This window comes from Acinetobacter sp. YH12201 (assembly GCF_013418145.1).
Taxonomy (GTDB): domain Bacteria; phylum Pseudomonadota; class Gammaproteobacteria; order Pseudomonadales; family Moraxellaceae; genus Acinetobacter.
Genome location: NZ_VPCP01000032.1, coordinates 1 through 21,371 on the forward strand (window position 1 = coordinate 1; position 21,371 = coordinate 21,371).

The following is a 21,371-nucleotide window of genomic DNA, read 5'->3' on the forward strand; positions in this document are numbered from 1 at the left end:
TGCATGGCACAGTGACAATCAATGCAGATGGCACACTCAGCTATACACCGAACGCGAACTACACCGGTGCAGACACCATTAGCTATAGCATTAGCGATGGCAATGGTGGAACCAGCAGCAGCGTAGTCAACGTCAGCGTGACTCCGGTGAATGATGCCCCGGTACTGAGCTTCACTGATAGCTTGACCAGCATTACAGAAAACAGTGCGACGGCAGGCATGGTGGTGACGGATGCGAATGCGACCGATGCCGAAGGCGATACGCTGACTTACAGCCTGACTAACAATCCGGACGGCTACTACAGCATTGATCCTGCGACGGGTGTTGTAAGCTTGACCCAGGCGGGCGCAGACTGGGTGAACGGAGGTGGAAACCTTCCTGCAGTCAGCGTAACAGTGACCGATGGTACAACGCCTGTGACTGGTACAGCGGCAATGCCGGCGACCACGCTGGTGAATGATGCGCCTGTGGCCAATCCAGATACAGCAACGGTTGTTGAAGACACTCCAACCACGATTACGGTTCTAGGCAATGACACGGATGCTGAAAATGATACGTTAACTGTTACTGCAGCGAGCGCGTTGCATGGCACAGTGACAATCAATGCAAATGGCACACTCAGCTATACACCGAACGCGAACTACACTGGTGCAGACACCATTAGCTATAGCATTAGCGATGGCAATGGCGGTACCAGCAGCAGCGTAGTCAACGTCAGCGTGACTCCTGTGAATGATGCCCCGGTACTGAGCTTCACTGATAGCTTGACCAGCATTACAGAAAACAGTGCGACGGCAGGCATGGTAGTGACGGATGCGAATGCGACCGATGCCGAAGGCGATACGCTGACTTACAGCCTGACTAACAATCCGGACGGCTACTACAGCATTGATCCTGCGACGGGTGTTGTAAGCTTGACCCAGGCGGGTGCGGACTGGGTGAACGGAGGTGGAAACCTTCCTGCAGTCAGTGTAACAGTGACTGATGGTACAACACCTGTGACTGGCACAGCGGCAATGCCGGTGACCAGCCTGGTGAATGATGCACCTGTGGCCAATCCAGATATAGCAACGGTGATCGAGGACACTGCAGCCACCATTATTGTTCTGGGCAATGACACGGATGCTGAAAATGATACGTTAACTGTTACTGCAGCGAGCGCGTTGCATGGCACAGTGACAATCAATGCAGATGGCACACTCAGCTATACACCGAACACGAACTACACCGGTGCAGACACTATTAGCTATAGCATTAGCGATGGCATGGGTGGTACCAGCAGCAGCGTAGTAAACGTCAGCGTGACTCCGGTGAATGATGCCCCGGTAGCGATAGATGATCTGATTACAGTTGCAGAAGATGCCATATTTACTTCAACCGTTAGTCTGTTAGCGAATGACAGCGATGTTGATAGCAACTTTACAGCGGTTGCAGGTACGTACACGACCACGCAAGGCGGTACGATTGTGATCTCGCAAGACGGCCAATATGTTTATATGCCAGCAGCTAATTTTGCCGGTATAGACACCGTTGATTACACCATTACGGATGGATCACTAACAGATGTAGGAACATTACGCATAGTTGTTGAAGCAGTCAATGAAGCTCAGCCAGTTGCAGTAGATGACAACTTTGCTACTAACGAAGATACTGTACTTAATATCACAGCAGCTGATCTGTTAAGTAATGATACAGGCTTGCTTGATGCACCAGTTAGCATTACCTCGGTGCAAAATGCAACCAATGGTACTGTGGCTCTTGATATAGATGGAAATGTCATATTTACGCCAAGCGCTAATTACAATGGTCCTGCAAGTTTCACTTACACCATTAGGGATAGTGATGGTGAGACTTCTACAGCTACTGTGAATATTAATGTAATTTCTGTAAATGATGCTCCAATAGCAGCAGATGATGCGATTAGTAGCACAGAAGATACTGTATTTACTTCAACAATCAGCCTGTTGGCGAATGACAGTGATGTTGATAGCAGTTTCACAGCAGTTGCAGCTACATATACGACGACTCAGGGTGGTACGATCGTGATTGCTGCGGACGGGCAGTATGTCTATACACCTGTAGCGAATTTCAATGGTACAGATAGCGTTGATTACACAATTACAGATGGAGAGTTCTTTGATACCGCAACTTTGACAATTACTGTTGGTGCTGTGAATGATGAGCCTGTTACAGTAGATGATCTTGCTTATGTTGTAAAAGACACGACATTTACATCTAAAGTGAGTGTGTTGGCCAATGATACAGATGTGGATAGTAGCTTGAGTGTACAAGCACCTGGAACTTACACGACAACTCAAGGTGGGCAAATTGTTATTGCGAGTGATGGTAGTTATGTATATACCCCACCTACCTCTGGATGGATGGGAACAGATACCTATCTCTATACGGTAACAGATGGTGAGTTTACAGATACAGCAACCTTAACTCTGATCGTGGGTCAACCGACTGTATCTGAAGAAGGCCTACCATTTGGTCAGCCAGATATGCTTGGATCCCCGACAGATACGACCGACGTAACAACAGTTACGGCGGCGCTGAATCTTATATCTCCTGTTACAACAGTGACTTCAGTCACATTAACTTCAGCACCTCTAAACTCGGATGGAGTTCCTGTGACATGGACACCAAGTGGAGACGGAACAGATACCTATACTCTAACTGGAGTAGCTGGAACTACGCCTGTTGCAACTTTAATAGTCAAAGCAAATGGTGAATATACATTTACCTTACTGGCGCCATTAGATCATCCTGTTGTCGATGTTGAGGATGTACTTTCACTTCAATTTAGTACTGTTATGGATGGTTCAACCTATAACTTTACGATAGATGTTGAAGATGATATGCCGGTTGCCATGATGACAGCTGCTTCCTCCCTGCCAACATATGAGGGGGCGGATAATATTGTAGCAGTGCTGTCAGATGCGGATCCCGATATTGCGCGTGTTGATTCACAACTGTTGAATATTCTGGAATTTGGTACAGATCAGAAACTATTGGCCTGGGCATCGGATAACAATCTTGCCAGTGTTGTGTTATCTATCCCATCTGGCACCAATACGGATACTTTAAGAACACTACTGAATAATGATTCAGGAGTTTTATTCAAGTCGGAGTTTGCTGCTGAATTAGGTTTGGAAATTAATTGGACTACAGGAGGAGATTTAATCTTTACCGTTACAGCAGTAGCTCCAACATCAATGGATAATCAATCAGTTAATGTGTTGTTAACTACCCTGTACCAGATGATGCGTGGTCTGATGGGAGGAAGTGCTACCAACGATATGATGGCAGTGTCTACCTTGACCGTGACCGATACTTCAGGTTTTAGTGACACCAAACTGGGTTCAGACTGGTTGGAAACTGATGTTCTGAATAGTGGTAGTGTATTGGGTTACGCTGCTGGTTTAAATGATACTGTGACTGGTACATCTGGAGTAAACATGGGAGATGATGTCTACTTTACCAGTGTGGGTAATGACACTGTGTACGGTTTTGGCGGATCTGACATTGTATTCGGCGGTTCAGGAAACGATCGACTCTATGGTTACAATTCTGTCGACGAAGGTGGTGATTCTGATGGAAATGACAAGCTCTATGGTGGTGCTGGAGATGACCAGTTATATGGCAATAATGGGAATGATTTGCTCGATGGTGGTTTAGGAAATGATCTCTTAAATGGTGGCTCAGGTGCTGATCTGCTTAATGGTGGACAAGGTTCAGATGAGCTAACTGGTGGAACAGGGTCTGATATCTTCCAATGGAGTCTGGGCGATCAGCTTATGACAGCTCCAACTACGCTTGATGCAAAAATTGATGTTGTTGGTTATATAGATGGTCAAGTTATTCGTGTAACAACGACTGTTGGAATAGTTACAACAACACAAGATATTACCTTGACTGCCTCAGATATCGTTACAGGCTATATTTTAGTGCCAGTCACAGCACCAGTAGAAGGTCAACAAATTACAGTGACAGCTGTTCATATGCTCAGTGTAGGTTCAACCTATGTAAGTAAACCTGGTACTGCAACTGTGGTGATTGGTGCGATGACTAACGGCCTTCAGCCGACTGTTACAATTACTGAAGATGATGGTAATGGTCTTGGTAATCTACTTAATGATGGTTTACTAACAGACCACAACGGAATTCTAGATGCAGGAGAGTTACAAGGTGATATTGATGTTTCTATAGCTTTGGCATCTGGTTCTGCAGTTGGGGATGAGTTAGTCATCGTGACAAATACTGGAGTTACCGAAACGATTGTACTGACTCAAGCAATTATTGATGCAGGCCCAATTACAAGAAGCTATCCATCACCTGGTGAGGAGCAAACTTTAACTGTGACAGCGACGCTTCAGCGAGGTGATACAATATCTATTGCGAGTACTGATAGTGTAACTGTGGATACTGGTCCTCTAGTAAGTACTTATTCATCACCGGAAGTGACCATAGTTCAGGACTTTAACAGTGATGGTGTTATCAGCTATAAACCAGTTGATGTCATTACCGACTTTACTTTGGGTGCTGGCGGAGATGTGATTGATCTGCGCACTTTGTTACAAGGTGAAAATCATGTGATTGGACAAACGGGCAATTTAACGGACTATCTATCATTTGAAAAGGCTGATGGTGACGGTGATGGTATTGCAGACGATACTATTATCCGGGTAAGTGTAAATGGCACAGTATCAACTTCTTATGATCAGGTTATCGTTCTTGCGAATGTTGATCTTGTCACAGGGAAGACTCAACAGGAGATCCTCAACGATTTGCTCTATACGGGTAATCTTCTTGTTGATTATAGCTACCCAGACAATTGGGTTCAGGTTTCAGCGGGTGAAACGACTTCAGGTGAGCTTGTAGTTGGTTTTGGTGCCGATGGTGGTTATGTCCAAAGTGTAACCTTTGCAGATTATACGTTAACCTATAATGGTGCAGATACGATCACGCCTACAGGCACCGCGGATGGTACGACATATACATTTGACCCGGCTTCAGATGAGTTAACCATTTATACCAACCGTGGCGATCTCCTGATTGTCAATATGCTCACGGGTAGTTATGAGTACGCTAAACTTGAGTCAGGACCAGCAATTGATGAAGCACCAATTGTGAATGTCAATTCTTCTGCGAGTTTGTTGGGATTGGTAAATGCAGGTGCTCTTGGTTTGGTGGGTGTTGGTACCAACCAGCAATTTACAGCCACTGATCCGAACAAGGATATCACCCAAGTCGTAGTAGAAATGACATCATTAGGCATTTCCCTTTTAGACTCTTATGATATCCGTTGGTCTCAGGCGTTGGCGGATGAGTTTGGTTTGGTAGTCACTCCAGATCGTAACGGACTAGGGGGGCTCCTTCAAACATTTGCCAATATTACTATTGAAAAAGTAGGTGGAGGAACGATTGATAATCAGCAGTTAAATGAATTTTTGGCTACTGTTTATGTGGATCAAGGCAGTATTGTATCTGTGAATCTGCTTCCTACAATTTCAATGACAGTGACAGATAACCAAGGAAATGTCGTTACAGATTCTGCAGAAACTGATCTCGCTGGGCTTAATTTACTGAATCCTTCTAACAATCCTTCACCAATTTGGGAAGGTACCTCAGGTATTGATCTGCAGACTGGTGATAATAATGGTCTAACGACGGACGAACGTTTATATGGTTACGCAGGTGATGACCAGCTAGCGGGTAGTGATGGTAATGATTTACTGCGAGGAGGAGCGGATTCAGATATCCTCAATGGTGGATCAGGTAATGATACGCTGATTGGTGGTACAGGTGATGATACTCTGGTTGGTGGAACAGGCAATGATATTTTCCTCTTTGAGAAAGGCGATCAAGGTACATCATTAGCAACTGATATCATTGCTGATTTCAATGTACAACCAGTTGCCGGTGGTGGAGATATTCTTGATCTGCGTGGCTTGTTAGAAAACGAACGTGCTATCGCAAATCTATTAGCCGGTAATCTCACTAACTATTTATCTTTCAGTATAGGTGATGGTGATGGTGATGGTGTTGCAGATGATACGATACTTGATATCAGTACTTCAGGTGCCGTTAGCACAACAGTAGACCAGCGTATCATCTTTACCAATACTGATCTGGTCAATGGCCAATCAAATCTTGAAGTGATTGAACAGTTGTTGAAAAATGGAAACCTCTTAGTTGATCAGGAATATTCAGCTCTGTCCACAGAAGGAGTTTCTACTTTTGATATCGTTCTCACAGACAATGATAAAGACACTGTAGATACAATTATTGCTTTTGATAGTTCAGATCCTGCATTTGAGTTAGATGGAAATGCGCCACCAGTAACACAGGCATTTGATGCCAACTTGCTAGGCCTAATTGGTGCAGATGTACTAGGCGTTATTGATTTAAGCCGCCAAGCAATGGTCGCGCTGGATGTGGATAACAATCTTCGTACAGTTGTAGTTAAATTTGCGGGCGTCGCGAATGTTGCTTTAGGTGATGCTTATCTGGAAGTTTCTGCTCAACTTGCTAAAGATCTAGGTCTAAATTTTACGGTTGAAAATACTGGATTACTAGGTCTTTTAGGTCCGACTTCAACACTCACGATTACTGCAATTGACGGCGGTGATATCGATAACTGGGCAATTAATGAGTTGCTTGCGACAGTAAGATTACAATCTGACGGCATTAACTTGTTAACTGTCTTACAAACCTTAAATGGCGGATTAACGCTGGATGTCAGTGTATTGGGTACTTTCACCATTACAGCAACTGACAGCTATAATTCAACAGATAGCGATATTATCGCTTCTCTTGCTGATGCAGCGGTTCTTGAAGGTCTAATCGGTCAGAGCGGTAGTCCTGATATTATTCAAGGAACTTCTGGAAATGATGTTTTGGATAGTAGCTTATTAGGATTCAGCAGTGAACGTCTATATGGCTTTGATGGTGATGATGTCCTGAATGGCAATGATGGTAATGACTTGTTACGAGGTGGTACAGGTAACGATACATTAAATGGTGGTGCTGGTAATGATTTACTCATTGATGGTAATGGTTATGACACTATGAATGGCGGTTCAGGCAATGATACGATTATGATATCTGGCACTGGATTTGAATCTGTGAATGGTGGCTTAGGCATTGATACTTTGACATTATTGGGAGGAATCAATCTTGATCTATCCTTGCATAATAACATCACAGGTATTGAGCACATTAATTTGGGTAATGAAGCAGAAGGATCAACACTTACTCTGACAGCTCAGGATGTTCTAGATATTTCTGATACTGATATATTGGCAATCTACGGTGATGCTGCTGATAAAGTTACATTGGAAACAGGTGCTATTAAAGGAGCTGTTATTACAGATGCCAATAATGTCACCATGACTGAGTATACTTGGAGTGATTCTAGTGCCAAAGTATGGGTTGAGAATGAGATCGTTGCTGCAGGTGGTGTAAATATCATTATCTAAAACTCATCTTAGATATGTTGCAAAGGCAGCATATTGGGTCAAACCCAAATCCCAGTTTTAATCTCTTAAAACTGGGATTTTCTTTAAGTAAGTCTGAACTAATAAACTTAAGAAGGTACGCATCCGGCGAACTCATCTTACCAATCTATCCTATAAGCTGTAAGTGTCCAGTGGACCCCACTTTTCCTACCTCATTAACACCATGATAGTGTTCACTAAATTAAGTGGACTGAATAGCCACCGGCTTTATTCGGTCTTTTTTGTAGGGTTTGGATATGGAACTTCGTCTTAAGATCATCAGTTTATGATCTTAATGTGGAAATGGGTGCAAAATAAAACAGCAGACCTTAGCTATTTTATTTGAACTTGACAGTTATGTCTTGATCTATTAACTGGTTGATTATTATTCACAATGCACTTTTATATTTCAGCGACCTTGTTAAAATTTGCGCACTTGATTAGGTGGCGGTGCGGTAAGTGTTTGAGAAATTAGCTGAACAAAGTTTAAAAATGATGGGCTGGGAAATCGATAACCATTGGCCTCTTGATCTGGATCAGTGCGTCATGATTGCTGCACCGCACACCAGCAACTGGGATGCCTTATATGCACGTCTGGCACTCAAGGCCTTAGGGGTCAACGTTCGGATTACCATTAAAGACAGCTATATGAAATTTCCTTTTGGTCCATTTGTACGCGCAATGGGTGGAATCGGAATTGACCGCACAGCGAAAAAAGAGGGTGAGCCACGACCAAGTATGGTTCAGGTGATGTCGGATTTATTTAAAACCCATCCAAAACTGGTGATGTTGGTCACACCGGAAGCAACGCGTGCCAAACAGGAACAATGGAAAACCGGTTTCTACCATGTGGCAGTCAATGCAGGCGTACCCATTGCATTGGCTTATATGGATTATGCCAAGAAGAAAACCGGGGTGGGTAAAATTGTTTATCCTAGTGGTGATTATGAAAAAGATATGGCTGAAATTATGGCTTTTTATGCACAAATTCAGGCCAAATTTCCAGAACAGTTTAGCGTGGATACACGTTATTACCATGAAACCTAAGTGAAAACGTATGGTTTCCCTGACTGATCTTCACGCTAAGCTAATAGATGCAGATGGCAAAATCTTGGCTCGATGCACATGATGGATCAGTCAATGTGAAATTCAATTTTCGCTTAAAAAATTATTGATTTTGTGCCGGGTTAATCCCGCCTAAATGTTGGCAAGCTTCCTGATAAATATAATATTGTTCCTCGATTACTTCTGTTAATGGCACCTTAAATAACTCCTCTCCATCTTTATAGCTTTGTACATAAGATTCGGCTTTCTGGCGGCTAGAAGCGAGTGCCTGTTCATGATAGGAGGTAATCGAAGTATGCGCCATTTGTGCGGTTTCAATTCTATTGCACTGAAAATTTGCCAGCATTTTTTCTGCATGTTTCAGCTCATGAGAGGTGGTCAGAGAACAGCCAGAGAGAAGAATCATTCCTGCTAATAAAATCAAGGTTTTCATTTCTAGGAAAATGGATGATGGGGTTAGGTTATTGTATAAAGTTTTCCTGCCGATATATTTGATCTGCCCGACTGATTGGGTGTTTTTTGTTTAAGTGAGATTTATTGTAATTTTGACCGATTGTTATAGATAAGTAAGGTTGCAATATCTCAACATATAAATCTGATTTTTTGGGGAGGTAGACACTACTCTTTAGAGCAGTGTATTGAAAATCAGGAAACAGCCAGAAGTAAATAAAAGGCTTAAAACTGTATGTTTAAATTGCGTTTCCGAAATTTTATAAAATAATTTTGCCCCTAAAATGGCGGGCAAACTGACACTGATCAGCAAAATTGTCATATAAGGCCAGAGCTGTATGTCAAGCGTGCCTTGCAGTAAATAGGCCACTAAGGTAAACAGCTGAATGCCAAAATTAAAATGTCGTAAAACGTAACGTTGTTGCTGTTTGGGAAGATTTTTCAGCATGACCCAGGCAGAAGGCAATGAACCGCAAAAACCGCCTAAACCACCCAGAATTCCGCCCAAAAATCCAACCAGACTGTCTGCCAGTTTTCCGGATTGTTGCAGCCGTGGAAATGCCGGATTGAAAAACATCACCGGACACCACAACATCAAAAATAAGCCTAAAACCACTTTAAAGGCTTCGGGCTGAATAATATGCAGCAGATATGTGCCCAAAGGTACGCCAATCAGCCCGGCAATTAAATAAGGCAGTACCAGTGCTTTATTTAGATGTGGATGCTTCTGTTCATTGAACAATGAAATGATATGGCTCCACACCGAAGCAAAAACTACCAGGGGCGCAGCAATTTGCGGGGGGAGGACCCACACCCAGAATGACATGGCAATGAGGGCAAAGGCAAAGCCAGTCAGTCCCTGTACAAAACCTGCGACCATTGCCCCAACAATAAATAACAACCAAGTCATAGCGATCTGTACAGATGAAAAATCGGTAGTATTCAAAAGATCAGTCAAAAAGCCAAGCATATGTTTAGCAGGATTTATGCAAACATAATGAGAACTTTGTATAAAACCGCTTCAGCATTCAGGACAGAAATTCTTCCTGTGAATAAAAAAGACATAAATGACTACAAAATTTCACATAGACTCCCATCGCTCTTCATTAAAGCATTGAATACTGAAGTCACGCCGTAAAGAGGTGATGAAGATGATGAAAAAAGTGATCTTACTTTCTGTATTGGCAGTGTCATTAACTGGTTGTGTCCTGGATCCTTATGATGACGATTATGGTGGTCATCGAGACCGTAACGGACATTATGACCGACACCATCATGGTGACCGTGACTGGAACAATAAAGACCGTCCGGACTGGGATCATGATAGAAATGACCGAGACTGGCGTTATGGTCGTTAACTAATCTATCACCGATCTGAAATTGACTGACTACATTAAACAAAAAAGGATTCCATTCAGGAATCCTTTTTTTGATACAGTCCTGCACGGACTGTTCCCGCCTTGCTTTGTTTAATCTGTTGCCAAGAAGCGGGGAGTTTAAGCTGATTTAATTCGCGATCGGCCTCCACATAGATAAAGGCGCGGTCTTTAATCAGCGGGTCAGCAAGCTGGGCCAGTTCTTCCCATAAATCCAGACTATAAGGCGGATCTAAAAAAACCAGATCAAAAGACTGTTTTAAGGTAGGTAAGGTTTGCTGTGCCGTGGCAACTTTGAGTTTGGCATGTTGGCTGGTCACTTTCAGCAACTGCAAATTATCGGTTAAAAAAGCAGCTTGGGTGCGATTCGGTTCAATCATTACCACCTGTGCTGCACCGCGGGATAAAGCTTCAAAACTTAAGGCTCCTGAGCCGGCACAGATATCGAGAACCTGTGCATTTTGAATATCCCACATCAGCCAGTTAAACAAAGTCTCACGAACACGGTCGGGTGTAGGGCGTAAACCTTCAACACTGGCAAAAGGAAGCTGACGGCGTTTCCATTCACCGCCAATAATACGGAGTTGATTTTTCATAGATCAGTCACCTTCAACTTCTGCGGGGTGTGCGCCTGATGCGGCTTGAGTAGCGTGCTGTGTCGCTGCTGCTGTTGTATTGGTCTGAACATTGGTCGCCGTGTCCACTGGTGCTGTGCCACTTGGCAATTCACCCGGTTTGATGCCTGCGGTCATGAGGCCGCCACTAATTTGATGGCCCGCAGGACGGATCGGATTCTTTTTACGGGTGTATAACCAATAGTCAAACAGAGGACGAGCCAGTTGCGCGGCCGAACCACCGTGTTTACCATTTTCCCAAACAATCGCAACCGCAATCTCAGGATTTTCAGCCGGGGCAAAACCAATAAATAAACCATGGTCAAGCTGACGTTCACTTAATAATGCTTCGTTGTATTTTTTACCTTGGGCAATACTTTTGACCTGTGCAGTCCCGGTTTTCCCTGCAATATGATACAGCGGGGTACGAATACCACGACCTGTACCGGTCTCGATAACATCAATCATGGCATCGCGCATTTTAATCCAGTCTTCAGGTTTGCCGTTAAACTGAATTTTACCATCTGGTGCATTACGCATTTTAAAAGGTTTGGCGCCGTGACTTTCACGCAGTACATGCGGGGTAATATGCGCACCTTGGTTTGCAGTAATTGCAGTAGCCATAGCCAGTTGCAGCGGCGTCGCAGTAAAGGCACCTTGTCCGATACTGACGGAAATGGTTTCACCTTTTAGCCATTTGCTCTTACGGGTCCGCATTTTCCAGTCCGGGTTCGGATACAAACCGGTACTTTCACTCGGTAAATCGACGCCAGTTTTTTCACTAAAGCCAAATTGGCGCATCCAGGCATTCATTTTTTCAATGCCCATGCGGTAGGCCAAAATATAATAATAGGTATCACAAGAAACCACTTGAGCTTTATGCAGATTGACCGTGCCATGACCTGATTTGCGCCAATCGCGGAATTTATGCGAATCGCCGGGTAAAGAAAAATACCCTGGGTCTGAAATGGCGGTGTTCCAATCCACGATATTGTAATGCAGCCCACCTAAACCAAACATCGGTTTAATGGTTGAACCTGGAGGATAGGCACCTTGTACAGCACGGTTATACAGCGGCTGGTCAAGATTGTCACGTAGTGCACTATAGTCGGTATTGCTAATTCCGGTCACAAATAAATTCGGGTTAAAACTTGGACTGGAAACCAGGGCCAGAATTTCTCCTGTTTTCGGATTCAGCGCCACAATGGCACCGCGACGACCCGCCAGTTGCTCGGTTGCTGTGACCTGCAAGCCATAGTCAATTGAAAGGTACAAGTCATTTCCGCGTACCGGCTCTTTACGACCTAAATTACGTAATACGTTACCGTGAGCATCAGCCTCGACAGATTCATTGCCGGGCAAGCCATGCAACAGATCTTCATAAGATTTCTCCACCCCAATTTTCCCAATCAGGTTGGTGCCGGCATATAAGTCTTTGTCAATCGACTTCAATTCTTTGTCGTTAATACGACCTACATAACCAATCACGTGCGCAAACAGCTCACCATGCGGATAGTAGCGCGTCATTTGGGTTTCAATATTGACCCCGGGAAACTCAAACTTGACTTCGCTAAATTTAGCAATATCGGTTTCGGTTAAATTTAATTTTAATGATACGCGTTCGGTTTTTTTAGCGGTCTTGATGCGGCTGCTAAAGCGGTCAATATCTTCTTGTGTCAGGCTTAAAATCGGAGTCAGACGCTTTACGGTATCTTCAATATCTTTTACATCAGCCCGAGACATCGTTGCAGAAAATACTGGATAATTATCTGCCAGTAAAATACCGTTACGGTCATAGATATAGCCACGTGCAGGTGCCAAAGGCTGTAGCCTGATCCGGTTCTGGTCTGAAGCGGTTGAAAACTCATTATAATGCGCGATTTGCAGATAGGCATAACGGGCAACAAGCAGGAGCAGAAAAAAAGCCACAATCCCGATGGAGATAAAAACCCGATTGCGATAAATGCGCTTTTCTTGCTGAACATTTTTTAAAGGAAAGAGCTGCTTCATACGCGATCGACTTACATACAGGGGAGTGAAAAATCTGGTGGCACATTCTAACGCAAGTAAGCATTTTTTGATATTTGTTCTGGCGAACTGTTAGGCGGGTTTAGTTTAAACTTTGACTTTACAGACATTAAAATTGTAAAGTGCAGTATATAAGAGTTCTGATAATTCTGCTAAAGTCAAAATTCAAAAAAAGGACTGTACTAAAAAATAAAATTTAGGGACAACGATGAAAATAATCACAAAAGTGTATCCTTTGCTGGCTTTTTTTGCGCTGGTAAATATTGCTCATGCACAAGACCATTCATATTTACCTGAAGCGAAATTGACATCAGACAGTGCTAAAACATGGAATATCGGGGCTGGATTTACCAAAAAGCTTCTTCATCTGAATGCAGAATGGGTCAATCCTTATGGCATCGCCTATGCAAAAGCGGGTGTATTTTATAATGATGACTATAATGCCGGTGCTCAGGTCGGGTTTCGTTATCCTTATTACCTGACCGGAAAAGATAAAAACGGTTACTACCTGGGTGTCTATGCAGGGCATCTGGAAAGTAAACACATCAACAATGAATATGAAGCAAGACTGGGTGCGGGTATAGATTTAGCCTATGTATTGCTCAGTAAAGAACGGATTAGCAGTTTTAGTATCGGGATTGGTGCTGGCGAAGAGATGACGGATCAGAAGGGTAATGTGGTTGCAGAGACAGAACCCATGCTACAATTTTCCTATACTCTAAGTGTCGGTTTATAGTGAAAATAGTGAGCTTTTATAATTAAGTATTTTGTGATTAAAAAATTAAATATGGAAATCGTGCATGTTTGAGTACGTCAACGAATTGTGGCAAACCTTCTTGAATCGCCCTGATTTCTGGGCAGTACTTAGCATCATTCCTGTGACAGCTTTTGTAACTTGGGCACATGTGTGGATGGCACTGAAAATGGTGTTTTACCCCCTGACGTTTTGGGGATTCCACTTAGGGCCGCTCCCTGTCGGCTGGCAGGGGATTGTGCCACGTAAAGCCGGTCGCATTTCAGGAATTATCACAGATAATACCTTGTCGAAATTGGGTTCTTTACGTGAATTTCTGGATGCCATGGATCCGGAAGATATGGCACGGATTATCGGTGAGCAGGTCGGTTTTGAACTGGAACATCTGATTGATGAAATGATGATCGACCGTAATGCGGTACTTTGGGAAAACTTACCCTATTCAATTAAGCGCCGTATCTATTCGCAAGCGCATAAACAGCTGCCAGGTATTTTAAGAGAATTAGTGACTGAGCTGACCATGAACGTCGAGTCACTTGTGGATATGCGTGAAATGGTGGTGCGCCAAATGGAAGGTGATCGCCGTTTAATGGTGAACATGTTCCTGAAAGTGGGACGTAAAGAAATCAACTTTATCTGGCATATCAGTGCATTAATTGGAATGTTCTTCGGTATATTCCAGATGATTGTCTGGTTTGTGGTGCCTTGGCACTGGACGGTTCCTTTCTGGGCAGCGGTGTGGGGTTTCCTGACCAACTGGATTGCCATCTGGATGGTGTTTAATCCGCTGGAACCGCATTATATCCGCTATCCACAGTTTTTTGCGCGTACAGAAAGTCGCACGTTCCCGTGGATCAAACCGGTGATTCCACATATTGGCACCTATAATATCCAGGGTGCATTTATGAAACGTCAGGATGAGGTTTCCGATGTTTTTGCCCAAGTAGTCACAGAAGACTTAATTACGTTAAAATCCATTATGACTGAGATGATGTATGGTGGGAAGAAAGATAAAACTCGCCGTATCGTCAAACGCCATATTAACGAAATTATGGAAACTCCGATTGTTCGAACCTCTTTGCAGCTGTCTTTAGGGCCAAAAGAGTATGCAAAACTCAAGACGGACTTGATCGATCGCTCGATTGAAATTACGATGGTGCCTGTATGCGACCCGGCCTTTAATGCGAGCCGTGCACAGAAAATCTATCAAATGTTTAGAGACCGTATTCGCGAGTTGACGCCAAGAGAGTTTCAGAATTTATTACGTCCTGCCTTTCAGGAAGATGAATGGATTCTGATTGTCTTGGGTGGCGTAACCGGATTTATCGCGGGTACAATACATTTGTTTGTGGCTTTCTTATAATTAGATGCTGGACTACATGACGAATAAAGAGATTCGTTATGCAAACGCATCACATATATTTGTTAAATGAGGATGTTTTTTTATGCGCATTATATTACTCGGACCACCTGGAGCAGGTAAAGGTACACAGGCTCAGTTGATCTGTAAGCGCTACAATGTCCCACAAATTTCAACCGGTGATATGCTCCGTGCTGCAATTCGTGAAGGTACTGAATTAGGTCTTAAAGCTAAAAGCGTGATGGAAAGTGGCGGTCTGGTATCAGACGAGCTTATCATCGGTCTGGTTAAAGAACGTATTGCTCAACCTGATTGTGTAAACGGTTGCATTTTTGATGGTTTCCCTCGCACTATTCCTCAAGCAGAAGCTTTGGAAAAAGAAGGCATCAACATTGATCACGTGATTGAAATTGATGTTCCAGACGAAGAAATCGTAAAACGTCTTTCTGGTCGCCGTCAGCACCCGGCTTCTGGCCGTGTTTATCATGTAGTTTACAATCCGCCTAAGGTGGAAGGTAAAGATGATGAAACGGGTGAAGAACTGGTTCAACGTCCTGATGACCAGGAAGAAACCATCCGTAAACGTTTAGGTTCTTATCACACTGAAACTGAACAATTGGTAGGTTTCTACCAAGGTCGCGCAGCATCAGGTGAAAATGCACCGACTTATGACAAGTTAAACGGTCTGCGTCCAATTGAAGAAGTTCAAACTGATTTGTTTGCTATTCTAGATCAATCAAAATAATCGTATTTCGATGATTTTGACAATCGAAGAGCCCTAAGTCATATTAGGGCTCTTTTTATTACGCTCTCAAAAAGGACAATGCTGTGAAGTTTGCTGTATTAGGGTTAATGGTCGTATTTCTGGCAGTATTGTTTGCTTTGTTCTATGTCAGTTTCAAGATGCTGAAAAAAGTACGTCAGCAAGAGCGTAGCGAAAATGCTGGCAAGGTGCCTGTGCGTCGGCTGCATCCCAAGTTACAGACAGAACTCGAACAAAAACGCCAGCAAGAGCAGGCAGAACAAAATAAAAAATAATGGCTTTTAAACTTTAAACGGAGCACATCACCTGGCTGAACTCATCTCACTTATGATTCAGCTTCAATGTTCTTGACAGGAATCGCACGGCCAGCACCAAATTCAAAACGATCTGGCCAGTTGCACACATCACACACCACACATTCATGACATTTGGGCTTGCGTGCAATACAGGTATAACGACCGTGTAAAATCAGCCAATGATGGGCATCGACTATAAATTCCTTGGGAATGACTTTGACCAGCCGGTGTTCAACTTCAAGCACATTTTTGCCAATAGCCAGACCGGTACGATTACCTAAACGGAAAATATGCGTATCGACCGCCATGGTCGGATGGCCAAAAGCGGTATTCAGCACCACATTGGCAGTTTTACGCCCTACACCCGGTAATGCTTCCAGATCAGCCCGATTGTTAGGCACTACACTGTTGTGTTTTTCCATCAGTAGCTTGCAGGTTTTAATTACATTTTCGGCTTTTGCATTATATAAACCGATGGTCTTGATGTATTCTTTTAAGCCCTCCACGCCTAAAGCATAAATGGCTTCCGGGGTATTGGCCACTGGAAACAGCTTGTCGGTGGCTTTGTTGACACTGACATCGGTGGCTTGAGCCGAAAGCGTCACGGCCACCAAAAGTTCAAAAGGAGTGCTGTAATTCAGTTCGGTTTTAGGGCTAGGTCTTTGTTCACGTAAGCGTTCAAAAAAAATCTGAACCTGCTTTCTGGTCATGTTTTTAACTGCCATCATGAAGCTCCCAGAACAATCAGCTGCTGTTGCAAATCATTCAGCAGGTCACGTTTCTTAAGGTCTTCACGAACACTGAGCTGTTTTTCTAATTTTTTGATTTGGGTGCGAATTTTTGCCAGTTGAATGGTGGTTGCTGCATCGTGGCTCACGATAGGTTTAGCTGTTTTTTCCACCACTTGAATCTCTGGAACCAAGTCACTTTGCGCTGAAAATTGGGCAAATAAGGCCGTATCAATATTGGCACGCACCACCGGACCTTTGCGGTTAATCCGGCGTTTCTCTTCACGCTGAATATGGGCGTAATAGCGCTTGCGCAGGTCAATTTGTTCAGCAATATGCGCCTCTTCTGAAGGCACGACGTGGTCGTCTTCTACCAGGTCAATACAGTCGACCGGGCAGGGCGGAATACAGAGTTCGCAACCAGTACAAAGGTCAGTCAAAATGCTATGCATGAGCTTACCTGAACCAATAATCGCATCGACTGGGCAGGCGTTGATGCACTTGGTACAACCAATACATTCATCTTCACGAATAATCGCTTTCATACGTTGTGGACGACCATCACTTTGAATTGGCCAAACACTTTCTTCTGCTTTGAGTTTTGGGCGACCCAGTAATTCAGCCAAAGCATCGGCAACGGGTTGTCCGCCTGGTACACATTTATTGGCCTCTTCACCTTCACTTATGGCTTTTGCATAAGGGAGGCATCCATCTCGGTGGCCGCAAAGTCCGCATTGTGTTTGCGGCAACAGGGCGTCAATTTTTTGAATCAAGCTAATTTGAGTGTTCATGTATAACCGGGAGTGCTGGGCAAGCAGCGTGAAACAATGTGCTGGAGAGCAATACTAGCATGTTTTTACATAGAATTCCTGTGCGCAAAAATGGGACTAAAAATGCATTAATATCGGGCAAAATATTACATTGATATATATCTGAAAGTTATTTTATTTATAAATAAAAAGACTGAATAATTAAATTAAATATATGTTCTATATAGAAAATTGAAGTTTTTTTCAAAAAACTATTGCTGAATAGGTGCAAGTGATATTTAATGTTTTGCGCCAAAATATATCATTGATTGAAATTTTGACCAATTTTGATCCATTTTCTGCTGAGGATTAAGCGTTGAAATACAACAGCCTTAACGACTTCCTAAACTACGTTAAATCACGTGATCAACATCAACCAGAGTTTCTACAAGCTGTAGAAGAGGTAATGACTAGCCTTTGGCCATTCATTGAAAAGAATCCAGAATATGCTGATCATGGATTACTTGAACGTCTTGTAGAACCTGAACGTGCGATTCAGTTCCGTGTTTCATGGGTAGATGACAAAGGCCAAACTCACGTAAACCGTGCTTTCCGTGTACAGTACAACTCAGCTATTGGTCCATTTAAAGGAGGGATGCGTTTCCACCCTTCAGTGAACCTTTCAATTTTGAAATTCCTAGGTTTTGAACAAACTTTCAAAAATGCCTTGACTACATTGCCGATGGGCGGTGGTAAAGGCGGTTCAGACTTTGACCCTAAAGGTAAGTCTGAAGGCGAAATCATGCGTTTCTGCCAGGCATTAATCATCGAGTTGTACCGTCATCTGGGTTCAAATACTGACATTCCTGCGGGCGATATCGGTGTAGGCGGCCGCGAAGTGGGCTACATGGCAGGTATGATGAAGAAGCTCAGCAATGACACTTCATGCGTATTCACTGGTAAAGGCTTGACTTTCGGTGGTTCACTGGCTCGTCCTGAAGCAACGGGTTACGGTACGGTTTATTTCGCGGAAGAAATGCTGAAAACTCGTGACGATAGTTTTAAAGATAAAGTGGTGACTATTTCTGGTTCTGGTAACGTAGCTCAATACGCTGCTGAAAAAGCCATGTTCCTGGGTGCAAAAGTGGTTTCACTTTCTGACTCTGCGGGTACTGTATTCGTTAAAGACGGTTTCACTGAAGAACTTCTTGCTGAAGTGATGGAACTTAAAAACGTTCAACGTGGCCGTATTTCTGAGTTTGCGTCTAAACACGGTTTTGAATATATGGAAGGTCAACGTCCTTGGTCTATCAAGTGTGACATCGCGCTTCCATGTGCAACTCAAAACGAATTAGATGCAGACGATGCAGCTCAACTTCTTGCAAATGGCGTGATTTGTGTTGCTGAAGGTGCAAATATGCCGTCTACGCTTGAAGCAGTGGAAAAATTCGTTGAAGCGAAAATCCTTTATGCGCCAGGTAAAGCATCGAATGCAGGTGGTGTAGCGACTTCTGGTCTTGAAATGTCTCAAAATGCATTGCGTTTAGGCTGGACGTTTGAAGAAGTTGATGAACGTTTACACGCGATTATGAAAGAAATTCACCGTAACTGTGTGAAATACGGTACTAAAGAAGACGGTACTGTGAACTATGTTGATGGTGCGAACATTGCAGGCTTCGTAAAAGTGGCTGATGCTATGCTTGCTCAAGGCGTATTCTAAGTCTGACTTGGTTTAAGCTTTAAAAAAAACCGGGGCAAATGCTCCGGTTTTTTATGTCCTGAATAAACTATTTACTTAACAGTTGAGCGTTCAACGGTCATGTCATGGATATAAGCATATTTCGACTGATCTGCAGCAGGATGCTTGATTTCATAACGCTTGACCCGGATGATTTGTCGCTCATTGGGGTTATGGGTAAAATCTTCGATTTGATCATAGAATAAAGTCCAGTCTTTATCGACTTGGATTTTTATCCCGCTTTCACTGTATTTAACTTCCCGAACCTGTAAACAGTTTTGTGGGGCGACACCGCTACATGGCTTAGTTTCAGGTGAAATTTCCAGAAAAATGGTTTCAGCCTGAGTCTGATATTTGCTTTCAGGGGTCATGGTACCAGTGAAAACGTATTTCTGACCTGTCGCTGAAATGATGGTCAATGTTGGTTGTTGTGAATTTTTTAAATCTAAAATAAACGGTACTTTGCGGTTATTAAACAGATCTTTGGCAATGTTTTCTTGCTGCATGGAGGCGTCCGGACATGCCATTTGGGTTCCCATGAGGGGACCTGTCACGATCTGATTATTTTCAACTTTCCAGCTGCTGCCCATACCATTACAGCTGGTAGCAATGCTGAGGTGGCTTTGATCATCAAAATTCAGTACCAGTGGTTTAGGTGCAGTACCGGTACGGGTACTCCATTGATAAGAAGCTAAAGTCTGATCGGCTTTTTGTTGATGTAACACTGACATGGCAACATCTCCAGCTTTTTGAATATCGCCAGATTGACAGGCTGCGAGCATGAGAGGAAAAAGAGCCATTGCTAAAAGTTTAACTTTCATTTTAAAAGTACTTGGTTTTGAAGAATTTTTAATAGAATAACGTAAAGGTACTTAAAAAATATGGATACATTCTGGCGAATTCAGTAGCAAAATGTATCCATAACTATAATTTTGTTAATTATTAATGAAAAGTTATGAGTTGATGTGCATCAGTCAAAACGGTAAATATCCATGCCCAGAGAACCCATACTGAAACTGCTATGCACAATACTGAAACGATGCCCAGTCCCCATCGCAAAGAACAGGGGAGCAAAATGTTCTAAGGTCGGATGATTACGCTCTACATAAGGGATACTTTGCCAGTCCAGAACCGCAGCATAATCGCTGTGATTCATTTTGCTGACCACATAATTTCGAAAAGTCGATGCCCACTCGGGTACAGTAGCAGCTTCACCATGCCATGCCAATTCACGCAAGTTATGGGTAATACTTCCCGAACCGATCATTAATATTTGTTTTTCACGTAATGGTGCCAGGGTTTGACCAATTTTATAAATCTCCTCAGCAGACATGTTCATCGGTAAAGAGATTTCTACCACAGGAATATCAGCCTTGGGATACATATGCAACAATGGCATCCACACGCCATGATCACGTGGACGGGTGCTATTGGCATGTGCAGCAAAACCGGCACTGGCTAAAAGATGCAGAATGTCTTCTGCAAGCTCCGGTTGACCTGGTGCCGGATAGCGGATTTCATACAGCTCAGACGGGAAACCGCGGAAGTCATGCCAGGTTTCTGGACGAACGCTACTACTCACTTCAAGCGCATTACTTTCCCAGTGCGCAGACATCACAATAATAGCTTCAGGCTTAGGCAGATTTAAGCTCAATCGCTCCAGAGCAGGACCTACCTGTTCCGGATTTAGCGCCAACATGGGTGAGCCATGTGAAATAAATAAACCGGGTAAAGTTTGTAGATTCATGTTGATGCGCCTAATTTAAATAACATCGATTGAGGCTATGATGCCAAATAAAGAGAAATAGAATAAATACAATTTATATCAACATATTGTTCCTTTTTTAGAACAATAATGCACGGTCTGATCCAGTTGATGACTCAAGCTCAGGAATATGTTCGCTTTACACGATTTTGCCAGGCTCAAATCATCCCGTTCTGAACCTGC

General features: G+C 43.3%; 16 protein-coding genes. 8 read left to right on the forward strand and 8 right to left on the reverse strand.

All coding sequences use genetic code 11. The features are described 5' to 3' along the window. Window positions 1-11 precede the first annotated feature (11 nt). Window positions 12-7,484, forward strand: coding sequence for a tandem-95 repeat protein (locus FTU91_RS08145; protein WP_368856209.1), 7,473 nt, complete (start codon window positions 12-14; stop codon window positions 7,482-7,484). Window positions 7,485-7,961: 477 nt separating this feature from the next. Further along, window positions 7,962-8,549: a 1-acyl-sn-glycerol-3-phosphate acyltransferase gene (locus FTU91_RS08150; protein ID WP_166171014.1), complete on the forward strand. Its 588-nt coding sequence runs from the start codon at window positions 7,962-7,964 to the stop codon at window positions 8,547-8,549. Window positions 8,550-8,670: 121 nt separating this feature from the next. On the opposite strand, the gene FTU91_RS08155 is transcribed toward FTU91_RS08150, so the two are convergent. Next, window positions 8,671-9,000: a hypothetical protein gene (locus FTU91_RS08155; RefSeq protein ID WP_086194915.1), complete on the reverse strand. Its 330-nt coding sequence runs from the start codon at window positions 8,998-9,000 to the stop codon at window positions 8,671-8,673. Window positions 9,001-9,192: 192 nt separating this feature from the next. Further along, window positions 9,193-9,927 carry a sulfite exporter TauE/SafE family protein gene (locus FTU91_RS08160; RefSeq protein ID WP_086195127.1) on the reverse strand — a complete coding sequence of 245 codons (735 nt, stop codon included), beginning with the start codon at window positions 9,925-9,927 and terminating at the stop codon, window positions 9,193-9,195. A 241-nt stretch (window positions 9,928-10,168) separates the two neighbouring features. Between FTU91_RS08160 and FTU91_RS08165 the strand changes: the two genes are divergently transcribed. After that, window positions 10,169-10,375 (forward strand): hypothetical protein, encoded by a 207-nt coding sequence (locus FTU91_RS08165; RefSeq protein ID WP_086194916.1) that lies wholly within the window; start codon window positions 10,169-10,171, stop codon window positions 10,373-10,375. Window positions 10,376-10,431: 56 nt separating this feature from the next. On the opposite strand, the gene rsmD is transcribed toward FTU91_RS08165, so the two are convergent. Both rsmD and mrdA read right to left on the reverse strand, forming a co-directional pair. Beyond that, window positions 10,432-10,989, reverse strand: a complete 558-nt coding sequence (rsmD, locus tag FTU91_RS08170; RefSeq protein WP_086194917.1) for a 16S rRNA (guanine(966)-N(2))-methyltransferase RsmD — start codon at window positions 10,987-10,989, stop codon at window positions 10,432-10,434. A 3-nt stretch (window positions 10,990-10,992) separates the two neighbouring features. Next, window positions 10,993-13,017, reverse strand: a complete 2,025-nt coding sequence (gene mrdA, locus FTU91_RS08175; RefSeq protein WP_086194918.1) for a penicillin-binding protein 2 — start codon at window positions 13,015-13,017, stop codon at window positions 10,993-10,995. A 235-nt stretch (window positions 13,018-13,252) separates the two neighbouring features. On the opposite strand from mrdA, the gene FTU91_RS08180 reads away from it, so the two are divergent. The 4 genes from FTU91_RS08180 to FTU91_RS08195 all read left to right on the forward strand — a co-directional run bounded on the left by FTU91_RS08180 (window position 13,253) and on the right by FTU91_RS08195 (window position 16,187). Then, a complete protein-coding gene (locus FTU91_RS08180) occupies window positions 13,253-13,771 on the forward strand; it encodes a hypothetical protein (RefSeq protein WP_086195128.1) in 519 nt (172 codons plus the stop codon). Between the two features lie 64 nt (window positions 13,772-13,835). Beyond that, window positions 13,836-15,152 carry a hypothetical protein gene (locus FTU91_RS08185; RefSeq protein WP_086194919.1) on the forward strand — a complete coding sequence of 439 codons (1,317 nt, stop codon included), beginning with the start codon at window positions 13,836-13,838 and terminating at the stop codon, window positions 15,150-15,152. 82 nt (window positions 15,153-15,234) lie between these two features. After that, the gene (gene adk / locus FTU91_RS08190) at window positions 15,235-15,894 is read left to right on the forward strand and encodes an adenylate kinase (RefSeq protein ID WP_086194920.1); all 660 of its coding nucleotides are present in this window, start codon (window positions 15,235-15,237) and stop codon (window positions 15,892-15,894) included. Window positions 15,895-15,977: 83 nt separating this feature from the next. Beyond that, window positions 15,978-16,187 (forward strand): hypothetical protein, encoded by a 210-nt coding sequence (locus FTU91_RS08195; RefSeq protein WP_180043611.1) that lies wholly within the window; start codon window positions 15,978-15,980, stop codon window positions 16,185-16,187. 50 nt (window positions 16,188-16,237) lie between these two features. Here FTU91_RS08195 and nth read toward each other — a convergent pair whose 3' ends face one another. Further along, window positions 16,238-16,933 (reverse strand): endonuclease III, encoded by a 696-nt coding sequence (gene nth / locus FTU91_RS08200; RefSeq protein ID WP_086195129.1) that lies wholly within the window; start codon window positions 16,931-16,933, stop codon window positions 16,238-16,240. Beyond that, window positions 16,933-17,754, reverse strand: a complete 822-nt coding sequence (locus tag FTU91_RS08205) for an RnfABCDGE type electron transport complex subunit B (RefSeq protein WP_257221698.1) — start codon at window positions 17,752-17,754, stop codon at window positions 16,933-16,935. Before FTU91_RS08205 ends, nth begins: the two co-directional genes overlap by 1 nt. Window positions 17,755-18,061: 307 nt before the next feature. On the opposite strand from FTU91_RS08205, the gene gdhA reads away from it, so the two are divergent. Further along, on the forward strand, window positions 18,062-19,405 hold the full coding sequence (gene gdhA, locus FTU91_RS08210) for an NADP-specific glutamate dehydrogenase (protein WP_086194923.1): 1,344 nt from the start codon (window positions 18,062-18,064) through the stop codon (window positions 19,403-19,405). Window positions 19,406-19,476: 71 nt separating this feature from the next. Here the strand turns inward: gdhA and FTU91_RS08215 are convergent, their stop codons facing one another. Then, window positions 19,477-20,244 (reverse strand): META and DUF4377 domain-containing protein, encoded by a 768-nt coding sequence (locus tag FTU91_RS08215; protein ID WP_086194924.1) that lies wholly within the window; start codon window positions 20,242-20,244, stop codon window positions 19,477-19,479. Window positions 20,245-20,393: 149 nt separating this feature from the next. Beyond that, window positions 20,394-21,170 carry a dioxygenase gene (locus tag FTU91_RS08220; protein ID WP_086194925.1) on the reverse strand — a complete coding sequence of 259 codons (777 nt, stop codon included), beginning with the start codon at window positions 21,168-21,170 and terminating at the stop codon, window positions 20,394-20,396. Window positions 21,171-21,371: the final 201 nt, after the last annotated feature.

Excerpts from the sequence above, each read along its gene's own strand:
- mrdA (WP_086194918.1), bottom strand. The coding sequence starts at position 13,017 with ATGAAGCAGCTCTTTCCTTTAAAAAATGTTCAGCAAGAAAAGCGCATT.
- nth (WP_086195129.1), bottom strand. The coding sequence starts at position 16,933 with ATGGCAGTTAAAAACATGACCAGAAAGCAGGTTCAGATTTTTTTTGAA.
- FTU91_RS08155 (WP_086194915.1), bottom strand. The coding sequence starts at position 9,000 with ATGAAAACCTTGATTTTATTAGCAGGAATGATTCTTCTCTCTGGCTGT.
- FTU91_RS08185 (WP_086194919.1), top strand. The coding sequence starts at position 13,836 with ATGTTTGAGTACGTCAACGAATTGTGGCAAACCTTCTTGAATCGCCCT.
- FTU91_RS08160 (WP_086195127.1), bottom strand. The coding sequence starts at position 9,927 with ATGACTTGGTTGTTATTTATTGTTGGGGCAATGGTCGCAGGTTTTGTA.
- FTU91_RS08220 (WP_086194925.1), bottom strand. The coding sequence starts at position 21,170 with ATGAATCTACAAACTTTACCCGGTTTATTTATTTCACATGGCTCACCC.
- rsmD (WP_086194917.1), bottom strand. The coding sequence starts at position 10,989 with ATGAAAAATCAACTCCGTATTATTGGCGGTGAATGGAAACGCCGTCAG.
- FTU91_RS08165 (WP_086194916.1), top strand. The coding sequence starts at position 10,169 with ATGATGAAAAAAGTGATCTTACTTTCTGTATTGGCAGTGTCATTAACT.
- adk (WP_086194920.1), top strand. The coding sequence starts at position 15,235 with ATGCGCATTATATTACTCGGACCACCTGGAGCAGGTAAAGGTACACAG.
- FTU91_RS08215 (WP_086194924.1), bottom strand. The coding sequence starts at position 20,244 with ATGAAAGTTAAACTTTTAGCAATGGCTCTTTTTCCTCTCATGCTCGCA.